The sequence below is a fragment of the Candidatus Gracilibacteria bacterium genome, assembly GCA_010119145.1.
In the GTDB taxonomy this organism is placed as follows: domain Bacteria; phylum Patescibacteriota; class Gracilibacteria; order BD1-5; family UBA6164; genus JAACSU01.
Genome location: JAACSU010000030.1, coordinates 1 through 3,192 on the forward strand (window position 1 = coordinate 1; position 3,192 = coordinate 3,192).

The window sequence follows — 3,192 nt, forward strand, 5'->3', positions numbered from 1 at the left end:
TTTGGATATGAGTTAAACTTACCTACTAATTTAAATTTATAATCAATTAAATACTTCATTCCTATTGCCGTAAAGATTGCTAAGAATGGATAGATAATTATAAAATATCGGAGTGTTGGAGTGACCTGAATGCTTTGATAGGCAAAAAAACCTAGAACCCAAAATAAAATTATTAATAATGGGATGGATTCCCGCCTCCGCGGGAATGACAATAATACTTTTAATATTCCAACTATTGTTAAAATTGCATACGGTATTCCCAACCCAAATACAATATTGTTAACCAAACTATGTTGTACTGAGTTCTTGTTAAGCCATTGCACCATCGGCGGGAACCAATTATCAATACTTTTGACAGTCATGTTTTGCAAGGATTTAATATTTTCGATAAATAATTTGCTTATAGCCGGATCAAAAATATTTGAATTTTGGAATAAATAAGGATCGGCTAAACGGAGAGTGAAATAACTCACAACAAAATAAGAAAAAACAAAACCAGCTGCTTTAACTAAGGTCTGTCTTTGTACAAAGACAGACCTTATCAAAAAAAACAAATTTAATGGCAGAATAAATAAAGCCGTGATCTTACAGGCCATCGCCAGACCAAAAAAAATGGCGGAAAATAATAAATATTTTATTTTGTTTCTATAATCAAATTTTAAAATATAATAAAAACTTCCGAACATAAAAAAATTTAAAAATGTATCAACAGCAAAAAAATGAGAAAGTTGGATTGGCAAGACAGCGATCGCATAAAAAAATCCCGCCCAATATTTTAAACTTGATGGAAATCGGTTTTTTTTCTCTAATAACTCAACCGTTTTTATGATAAAGAAAATAATTAATATATCAAAAAAGGCTGACAGTTGACGACCTAAAATCGTAAAATCATTATAGTTATCCATGTGGTAAACATTCGCTAAATATTTAGTTAATATTAAAGGGAATCGACCGTACACAAAAAAGGGGTAACCTACGTTTATTGGGTTCATCAACGAAGTTTTTTGGTCAAAATATTGACTAATGGATAAGGGTAATTTCATCGCCGTCCCAACCATAGTTAAGAATCGCTCGTCTGGATGAAGATGAAAATTTTCGTCCCAATTTAAATTATTAAAACGAAAAAAAAATGCCAACAAAATTATGGCAAAACTAATTAATATTTTTTTCATGAATTAATTTATTTCTTAAACATCTTCTTAAACGGATTTAAGGATTTTATAAAAGCAAATTTTTCATTATCTATAAAAAAGCGGAGAATATCGCGCGTCGTAATAATTCCCAAAGGCCGTCTGTCGGGGTCTACGATAATGACACTGCCAATTTTTTTATTAACGATAAGATTGATCACTTCAATTAAATGTCTCTCTTTAGATAAAGTTAAGACATAACTTTTTGCAAAATTTTTCACCCGATAGTTATAAAAGCTTATTTTTTCATTAGCCCTTTCCCCATGATGACTGGAATATTTAGGACTAATCATTAGTTTTATCAGATCGTAATAGCTCAAAACACCTTTAAGTTTTTTATCATGATTAATGACAATTAATTTAGAAATCTTTTTAGATTTAAAAAGATTAATTGCCTGAGTAATTGTATCGTTTTCATGAACCGTGATTAAGCCCTGCCATCTTTTGATAATAATTTTTTCAACACCAACTTTAAAAATAGATAAATCTTTAAAATATGATAGTATTCTACGGGCAGAAATTATCCCTAAAAATTTATCTTTTTCATCAAAAATAGGCAAATAATGAATTTTTGATTCAATAAATAATTGGCACACTTTTGATAGTGGATAATTTAAATATATCTTTGCAGTATGAGTTAGACAATGTTGGACCTTGGTATTGGCCGGCATTGAAGACTTTATCATCGTAAAATAAGGGCTTACAATACCCATATATTTATCCTCTTTATCAAAAACAAAGGCGGCATCATGAGAAGTCGACAACCTACTTAAAACTTTTGAAAGGTGGTCTTCTGGAGAAACTTTTATAATATTATTCTCTTTTAAAATATTTAAGAGCCGCATACTCCTGTTATATCACAAATTGACCGTTTTTGTAAATGAGTTTTTTTGATCCATCTTTAAGGATTGCTTCGACAGTTTTTTCATTTGTATTAATAATGTCACAATGCTCTACCGATTCATTAAAACCTAGGTTCACCCAATCTTTTTCTGTCATTTTTTTAATATCGCCATCGTAACAATCATGATAGGAAGTTCCGACTGCCAAATGAGAATTACCAAAATCACCACCGAAGTTTTCATCATATAAAGTATTGGCCATAAATTTAGATATTTTGGAAAACTTCTTATCAGTAAGTGAGAATTCTCCAATTTTGTTGGCGTTTTTTTGCTTAATCATTTCTTGTAATAGTTTTTCATTTTTATCAGCCGTTGCTTTGATAATAATTCCGTCTTTAAATTCAAGGCAAATATTTTTAATGATATTTCCATAACGGTATAGAGGAAAATTAAAAAATATTTTACCGTTGACCCCACGCCAATCAGGAGATGTAAAGATCTCAAATGACGGAATATTGGCCCCTCCTCCACCCTGCCAACGCCTATTTTTTCCTAGTTTAATATAAAGATCGGTTTTTTCGGAAACCATATGATAGGTATCAACAGGCAATTTATTTAATTTATCCTTCAAGTCATTTATTTGTTGAAAAGTTTTCTTCCATGTAGGGATCGGGTCTTCCGATCCTAAGTAACAGGCATTTATTATTTCGTTCCAAAATTCTTTAAGAGAAATCCCTGATTCTTTAGCCATTCCTTTCGTTCCGTACAAACACAATGTCCAAGTTAATTTACCCTGGTCTTCTTTTTCAAAAAGCCATTTTCGAAGCAGTCGCTTATCACCACTATTACTGACCATAACTTTTTTTGGGTCTATGTTTTTAAGTAAGAAAGGATCAGTCGGAGCAATCAAATAAATTCTGTGATCGATCGTGTTAACTAACGACTGTGTATATTCTTTGGGAAAAAATTTCAATTGGTCGTCCGATGCCGATTCATACATCGTCTTTTGAAAACTTTCCTCAATGCCCTTGACCATTGGATAAGCGCCTCTTTCTAATATTCTTTTATAAACAGCCCGTGCTAGTGGAAGCGCTTCTGAATCGTATTGAAGATAGACGACTTCACCCTTCTTAACCCCCTTCCCCTTTCCTAGGGCAAAA

Annotated in this window: 3 protein-coding genes; all 3 read right to left on the reverse strand. The window is 31.8% G+C overall.

Translation table 25 applies throughout. From position 1 onward, the window contains the following. A partial coding sequence (locus GW846_06540) for a glycosyltransferase family 39 protein (protein NDK10403.1) occupies positions 1 to 905 on the reverse strand: 905 nt, incomplete at its 3' end. A 275-nt stretch (positions 906 to 1,180) separates the two neighbouring features. After that, complete coding sequence (locus GW846_06545) at positions 1,181 to 2,035, reverse strand: CBS domain-containing protein (protein NDK10404.1); 855 nt, start codon at positions 2,033 to 2,035, stop codon at positions 1,181 to 1,183. A gap of 7 nt (positions 2,036 to 2,042) precedes the next feature. After that, on the reverse strand, positions 2,043 to 3,192 hold a 1,150-nt coding region (locus GW846_06550; GenBank protein NDK10405.1), incomplete at its 5' end, for an aminopeptidase.